This is a genomic window from Candidatus Clostridium eludens (assembly GCF_045310515.1).
GTDB lineage: Bacteria > Bacillota > Clostridia > Clostridiales > Clostridiaceae > Clostridium_B > Clostridium_B eludens.
Map to the genome: position 1 here is coordinate 1 of NZ_JBJHZX010000086.1, position 7,655 is coordinate 7,655.

Consider the following 7,655-nt stretch of genomic DNA (forward strand, 5'->3'; position numbering starts at 1 on the left):
TTAAAGTGCAACTGCCAGAAGTTCGTATATTATTTAGTCTCCGAAAAAATAATGAATACTGATAAAAGTAAGTGCCTGTCATATAAGGTGCTTACTTTTTTATTGCATTGTTTTATTATTAATGGGTAAAGTCTTTGAAAATAGGCATGATTATTGCATTGATAACATTTAAACTTCTAATACAATTTTTACTATTAGAAAAATAAGTATTTATAATAGCATGGTACTTGCTTCTCTATTTTTTATTTTAGTTGCATACTTTTTAATTTTTTAGCAACGAAATTTAGCGAGTCGATTACAAGGTGCTACATTTCTCTGTTTTTAAACTAATGATTATGGGTTACGGATTGGTATGTCCAAAACATTTCAATCCGTAACCTTGCTCTAATTTCTTTATTGTTTATCTTATTACAGCACACTTTGCAATATACTTTATATATCTATATATAAGTATATTATTTACCTGTGCTTCCAGTTGTTTGGGTTGCCGGAGTATTTGATCCTGAATTGCCTGAATTTCCTGATGAGCCGGCTGCTGGGGTACTTGACCCTGAATTTTTAGTTGGTATGCTTGTCGATGTGCTTGTGGATGAACTGCCAGTTGTCTGAGCTGAGGATGTACTCTTGCTTGCATTTCCGGTAGCCTGGGATGTCTGGTTTGTCTGAGTTGTTTGAGTGTTTGAGTCTCCATTTCCTGTTGATTTATCCGTAGCTCCGGTTGCATTTGTATTTCCTGCCATACCGTTTGATGATGTATTTGAATGTGTAGTACTGGAAGCCCCGTTTGATGATGTATTTGAACCTGTGTCATCGGTTGCACTATTGGTTGATGTTCTTGAATGTGAATGCCTACTTGACCTAGATATCGATGTATTTATGTCTGTGTCTCCGGTTGATTTACCTGATGGTGTGTTTTCATCAGTATTTTGGGATGTTGAATCTGATGATCCTGCAGTATTAGTAGGTTGTTTTTGGTTATTAGTTGCTGTATTAGGTGTTTTCATATCCTTACTTTTGAAATAATAATTTGTTACAACCCCTGCAGTTATAAACAGGAGGACTGATGTAATAAATACTATTACTTTTTTATCACTAGTAGATATGTTATGTTCTCGTGATACTTTGCTATTTTCTCCGTTTAATTTTCTTTCAATATCTGATTTTTTATACATAACTGCTGTAAAATCACCTTGATTGTTATGAACTGCTGTAAAATCATCCAGCTTACCGGAGGTTGCTTCGGGTTTTTTAACTACACTCGAAATTGCTTCATTTATGCTTTTAGGTATATTAAGCAATGAAGATAGGATTCCATTCTGCTCTGCAGAGCTTGCTTTCTTGAAATTTTCGGGTGAACGTACTATAATAGAAGGCTTATCCTTAAGTCCATACTGGTTTTCTACATAAAGTGTAGCTGTAAATTTATCACCTTTACTTAAAAATGGTATTTGGACATCTAAAATGTTATCTCTTATGGAAGAATCAAATTTCAAACCTTTTGTTATTTTCTCATCCGCAACTCTTATACTGCTTCGTGCGCTTTGGACATTTACAGTTAACTCATGGATGGTTTTATTTGATATGTTACCAACAGTAACAACGTATGTCCAAATTTTTTTGTTATTTAGTTTCTTTGGTACACCGTGACCTATATTATAGAGTATTCTTGGTGCTAAATTTTTATAGTAATCGAACAATAAACCAGATATGAACGATACTATTATGGTTATGATTGCGGTTTTAATGGCATTCATCATATTATTTTTCACTCCCTTACTTTTTTAACTATGTAATTAGATTATATATTGGATAAATACATGAATTAAATACCTGACAAAATCATTTTCTATTTTTTAAAATACTGCTTGTACCCGATATGCCAGCTATAACGCTCAATAATATAACTTATACTTATAACGTAGCTATATGTAAATAATACCATGGATGGATTGTCAGGATAGGTAATTATATGTAAGAAGATCAATAAGTTAAGAATATTTTATATAAAAGTTATAATCTTTTAGTAAAACACTGTATTTTTTAAACTAATGTTTTTTGACTTATGTAAAATTACTGCTTGGTACAAATATTAGTATATAAATGGCTATTATATGAGATAATGTGAACAAAACTGCTACGAAGGAAAAATAGGGTTGCATTTTAAAGTCACATAAAAGCCCTTTAAGCTATGGAAGTTGTTTTGGATGTGTTTTCATTAAAATAAAAAAAGCCTTGTACTATAGGGTTATTTTAATGACTTTTTCAATGATTTTTTCTTGGTTTTTTCTATATGAGGGATTACTCTTTCAAGACTATCAAGTGATTCGTATAGACATTCCTCAATAATGTCAGGTGTTATTAATACTGATTTCTTATTCAATTTTTCACCTTCTTTCAATATCCAACGTTTACCATTATATACCCATTATGCACATATAGCAATTAAAATCGTGTTAAAGTTTTTAATTGTATTTAAAATTAAGACTATGTTTTAATATGGTGCTAATAATTATCCGAATTTAGTTTTAGACCTAGCTCCTATCCTTAAATAATTTGAATTTTCTATTAAACTTCAGCCTGTTATTGATGCCATAAAAGTAAGAATCATCACGCATTTCATATTGTCTGGCCATTTTTTATACAAAGGTAACATGCAAAGGTAAAACTATAACATAGTACCTTTAAGTGAGAAAAACTAGAATTGGAAATTGAAATATTAAAGTGTGCTGAATGATGACTTATCTAATTTTACAATGGTTACACACTCTATTAAATGCTCCTTCGTCATTACCATTGCTCCATCTATTGAACATACATTCCTATTTTCAAGTACTACACTAGTTATATCTTCCTAAGGATGTTTCTTTACATAGTGTAAAAAATTATATTGATATCAATTAAGTATGAATGTTATAATGTTATAAAATCTAGTTATAGTTGTTATTTGGTAATATCTATTTGATATTATAATTTTATTTAAAAGAAATTTTTAGGAGGCTTACAGTAATAAATTCTCCATACTTGGATATTCGCTCAGATAATGTGAATTACATATGTCGGAATCTTGGTAGACTATAAGAAAAATTTAGAGTTAAAAAGCAATATTATACTAGTAGCATATGAAAAATTTTATGGGGGGATTTATATGCATAAATACCAAAGGCATATTCTTGAAGTTATTGCTTTATTAATAATTGCAATAGCTCTATACATGACCAGCCTTTATAGTTATTTGCTGTTTCATAGTTTTGCAGAACTATTTAGTATAATAATAGGATTTACTCTCTTTATAGTAGCATGGAATTCAAGGGATTTTTCAAAACAACAATTTGATTATCTAATATTTATAGGTATTGCATACATGTTTGTCTCATTTTTAGACTTACTACATACATTGTCATACAATGGTATGCATATTTTTAAAGGTTATGATTTTTATGCCAATCAATTATGGATAGGAGCACGTTATCTTGAAAGTATTTCTTTATTGATACCATTTATATTCATGAGTTTCAAGAAACATTTAAAACCCTATAGAGCTTTTGCAACTTATACTATAATTACTTCAGGTATTGTAGCCTCAATCTTTTATTTTCAGGTGTTTCCTATATGTTTCATTGCTCACCAAGGACAAACTCGATTTAAAATAATTAGTGAGTATATAATATGCGTAATATTAATAGCTGATGCTACACTATTGAGAAAGAACAAAAATAAATTTGATGGTGAAGTTTACAAGTATTTATTCTGGTCTATTATTTTTACTATAGTTTCTGAATTCGAGTTTACTTTATATTTAAGTAATTATGGCTTTCCAAATTTATTAGGGCATTATTTTAAGATAATATCATTTTATCTTATTTACAAAGCAGTTATAATAACTTGTATTACAAGGCCTTACCAAACCATATTCAGGCAACTAACAGATAAAGAAAATGAATTAACAAAAATAGCTATGATTGATGAAATGACGGAACTATACAATAGAAGAGCTGGTATGGATATTTTGGATAAAATGATGAAAAAGACATCACAAAATGGAGACAATCTAACAATATGTTTTATAGATGTTGATAACCTAAAAAAAATAAATGATACCTATGGACATATTGAAGGGGACAATCTTATTTTAACTGTGGCTAAACTACTATCTTGTAATGTGAGAGAGTCTGATTATGTTTGCAGGGTTGGAGGAGATGAGTTTCTTATTATATTTCCTCATACTACTATAAACCAAGCAAAATTAATCATTAATAGAATAAGAAGTAATATGGAAAATTATAATGCAAGTAGCTCTCATAATTATAAGGTGGATTTTAGTTATGGCTTTGCGGAATATAATAATCTAAAAAAAGTTAATATTGACCTTTTAATAGAAATAGCAGATAACAATATGTATCAGAATAAGATGCAAAAACGAAGAAGTCCAGTATAGTTCAGTTTAAATTATCAACTATGCTTGATAAAATTTGCTAACATTTAGTGTAAACACTTATATTGTTAGTACATGAATTTGAATGCTCAAGTATAGAATAAACTTTAGAAATGCAGGAGGAAAGTATGTATGAGCAAAAATACAGCGCATAAATGTAAGACATTTTTCTATAAAGACCAACAGGGTATAAATCTCTTCACTAAAAAGTGGTGTCATTCTGAAAGTGAAAAAATATATGGCGTGATACAAATAGCCCACGGTATGGGAGAAACTGCTGATTATTATGAAGAATTCAGTGAACAAATGGTTAAAGCAGGTTTTATCGTATATATTAATGAGGGTCGCGGGCATGGGAGGACAGCGGGGGATATAAATGAACCATCCTATGCAGAACATGCAGGATACATGGGAGAAGACGGAATAAATTGGATGGTAGAAGATCTTAAAATATTAACGGATAGAATTAGAATAGAAAATCCTGGGTTGCCTATTTTCCTTTTAGGACACAGTTTAGGCTCAGTTTTGGCACAGATATATGCCTATAAATATGGTAATGAGGTAAATGGAATTATATATTCTGGTACTACCGGTCCAATTCATATAAAAAAAATAACAAGATTAATTGAAATATCAAGTAAAGAGGTTAAAGAAAAGGGGAGAAAGGCTGTGAGTATTGAATCATTAAATGCGTTTTTTGAACATTTTAATGATGAATTTCAACCTTCGAAGACAGATTATGATTGGCTAACAAGTGATTCTAGTATGCTTGAGGATACATTAAGTTCTCCTTATGCTGCCATAGAGTATAAAGTTGGATATTTTGAGGATTTATTTGATGCTTTAAAGGATATACATAGCCCTTCTATTATTGAAGAAATACCTAAAAATTTACCTATATTTTCGATATCAGGTAGTAAAGATCCTTTCGGAGATAATGGGAATGGTGTAAAAGAACTGTTTAAAATATATGAACAATATGGTATTAGGGATGCAACCTACAAAATATACGAAAATGGACGACATGAGATGCTTAGAGAAGTAAATAGAGATGAAGTAATAAAGGATTTGCGTAATTGGTTATACGATCATATATAATTTTAGTTACTGAGCACCAGATATTTTCAAATACTATTTTAAACACTAGGTATAAAAATATCTGGTGTTTTTTGTGCAAATAAATAAGACATTTAGGAGGAATATTGATATTCATGGAGAATTATGTAATTATAAGTATATTTATTTTGCTACGAGAGCGAGTGATGATATGAAAACATTATTAGAGCTAGTAACAAGATTTTGGTATCTAGGGCTTTTAGTTGTTATAGCTGGAATATTGGAAGTTTTTATTCCAAAAATAAAAGGTTATTTTGGTGAAAAATCTGTAGCATTTGTTTTATCAAGTCTTGATGAAACAAAGTATAAGGTAATAAATAATATAATGCTGCGAATTGGTGATAAAACCGCACAGATAGATCATGTTATAGTATCTAATTATGGGATTTTTGTTATTGAAACTAAAAACTATAAAGGCTTGATTATTGGTAATCAATTCGATAATAACTGGAATCAGATAATTTATAAAAGAAAAGAAAATTTGTATAATCCAATAAAGCAAAATTATGGACACATACAGGCATTAAAAAAAATATTGTCCCAATTTGGTGACATTAGGTACATTTCGATAGTAGCATTTACCACAAATGCGGATTTAAAAGTTACATCTAAAACTGATGTAGTTTATACTATAAATTTGATTAACACAATAAAAAAATATGATGATGAGTGTATTACAGATTTTGATAAAGATAAGATATTTTCAAAGTTATTTTCTTTAAATATAGATAACAAAGAAAATAGAAAAGCTCATGTTCAAGCAATCCGCAATAATCTCAATGAAAAGAATAATAAAATAAATAATGATATGTGTCCAAGGTGTGGGGAAAAATTAGTTTTAAGAAATGGAAAGTATGGTCAATTTAAAGGATGCAGTAATTTTCCTAAGTGCAGGTTTACTGTAAAATAATTTAGCTGAAATGATATAAGATATTGGAATTAAGAAGGGTATCTTTTAAAATTTATATACGGATTATAAATAATGACAGGAGTGGAATTCTAACATTTCTTATATAATTGTTATATCATATTCTTTTAAATGAATAATATTAGGCCAGGTATTATGTAGTAAAGTAAATTTTAAAGAGAGTGTGAAATTATTTCTGTAAATTAATTTTCTATGATAAGAATTCGTTAGGGTGAGGTATTGCCTTAAGACTACCTCGCCTTACTTTAATATATTCAATAAAATAAAGTGTGTCAAGAATACCTTCCAGAAAAGGTATCTTTTTGTCATATTGATTTTTGAGTTTAAAGTGGCATCCTACCCTCATACATTATAGAAAATTCTCCATAAACCTTGCCCCAGTTTCTTAAGGGTTGGCTCCACTTCTTGGTTGCCTGCAAGGTTGCAAGGTAAAGGGACTTCATCAGAGCCTTGTCATTTGGAAAAACACTGCGCTGGCTGTTAAGCCTACGGTAAGTACTATTAAGGCTTTCTATGGCATTCGTTGTATAGATAACCTTCCTTACATCAGCTGCAAGTTTCTTTACCATATTTTCCTCCCTTACGGAAAAGTGTACAGTATCAATAAAAACTATTGGGTAAATCTCACCTAACGGCCTTCGTTGCCAATCATCAATATCCTGTAAAATTTTATCCGTAACGTCAGATACGAAACTTTCGCTTACTTCAAAACCATAAATATCCTCAATCTGATCAGAAATCTGGCGTGTGGTAAGTCCCTTAGCATACATTGCTATAATTTTCTCATCGATTCCTGAAATGTCTTTTTGACGCTTTTTAACTATTTCAGGCTCAAAGGTACTATATCTGTCCTGAGGGACATTGATACTAAGCTTTCCATATTTGCTTCTAACATTTTTGCTCTTTCTGCCGTTACGAGCGTTAGAATTATCACTTCTCTCATATGGTTCATATCCTAAATGCTGATCCATTTCAGCTTCCATCATACTTTGGATAGTTCCTCCAAGCAGATCTTTCAGTGCGTCCTGAATGTCTTCCGCCGATTTAATGTCATACTCCTCAAGCAAAGCAGAAATAATGTTCTTTTTTCCTTCACTCATTGTTTCTCTTCTTTTTGCCATAAAAACCTGCTAAGAAAAGTCAAGCGCTTTTTTGACAAGTTTATATTTTTAAAAAATT

Annotated in this window: 6 protein-coding genes; 3 read left to right on the forward strand and 3 right to left on the reverse strand. The window is 30.3% G+C overall.

Annotation, left to right across the window (positions count from 1 at the left end; translation table 11 throughout):
• Window positions 1–455: 455 nt before the first annotated feature.
• On the reverse strand, window positions 456–1,757 hold the full coding sequence (locus tag ACJDU8_RS24745) for a hypothetical protein (protein ID WP_406794855.1): 1,302 nt from the start codon (window positions 1,755–1,757) through the stop codon (window positions 456–458).
• 488 nt (window positions 1,758–2,245) lie between these two features.
• On the reverse strand, window positions 2,246–2,380 hold the full coding sequence (locus ACJDU8_RS24750; RefSeq protein ID WP_406794856.1) for a hypothetical protein: 135 nt from the start codon (window positions 2,378–2,380) through the stop codon (window positions 2,246–2,248).
• A 765-nt stretch (window positions 2,381–3,145) separates the two neighbouring features.
• Between ACJDU8_RS24750 and ACJDU8_RS24755 the strand changes: the two genes are divergently transcribed.
• From ACJDU8_RS24755 to ACJDU8_RS24765, 3 genes are all read left to right on the forward strand, one after another.
• Window positions 3,146–4,435 (forward strand): sensor domain-containing diguanylate cyclase, encoded by a 1,290-nt coding sequence (locus ACJDU8_RS24755; protein WP_406794857.1) that lies wholly within the window; start codon window positions 3,146–3,148, stop codon window positions 4,433–4,435.
• 129 nt (window positions 4,436–4,564) lie between these two features.
• Window positions 4,565–5,530 (forward strand): alpha/beta fold hydrolase, encoded by a 966-nt coding sequence (locus tag ACJDU8_RS24760; RefSeq protein WP_406794858.1) that lies wholly within the window; start codon window positions 4,565–4,567, stop codon window positions 5,528–5,530.
• A 169-nt stretch (window positions 5,531–5,699) separates the two neighbouring features.
• A complete protein-coding gene (locus tag ACJDU8_RS24765; RefSeq protein ID WP_406794859.1) occupies window positions 5,700–6,458 on the forward strand; it encodes an NERD domain-containing protein in 759 nt (252 codons plus the stop codon).
• Between the two features lie 341 nt (window positions 6,459–6,799).
• On the opposite strand, the gene ACJDU8_RS24770 is transcribed toward ACJDU8_RS24765, so the two are convergent.
• Window positions 6,800–7,597, reverse strand: coding sequence for an IS256 family transposase (locus ACJDU8_RS24770; RefSeq protein ID WP_406794860.1), 798 nt, complete (start codon window positions 7,595–7,597; stop codon window positions 6,800–6,802).
• Window positions 7,598–7,655: the final 58 nt, after the last annotated feature.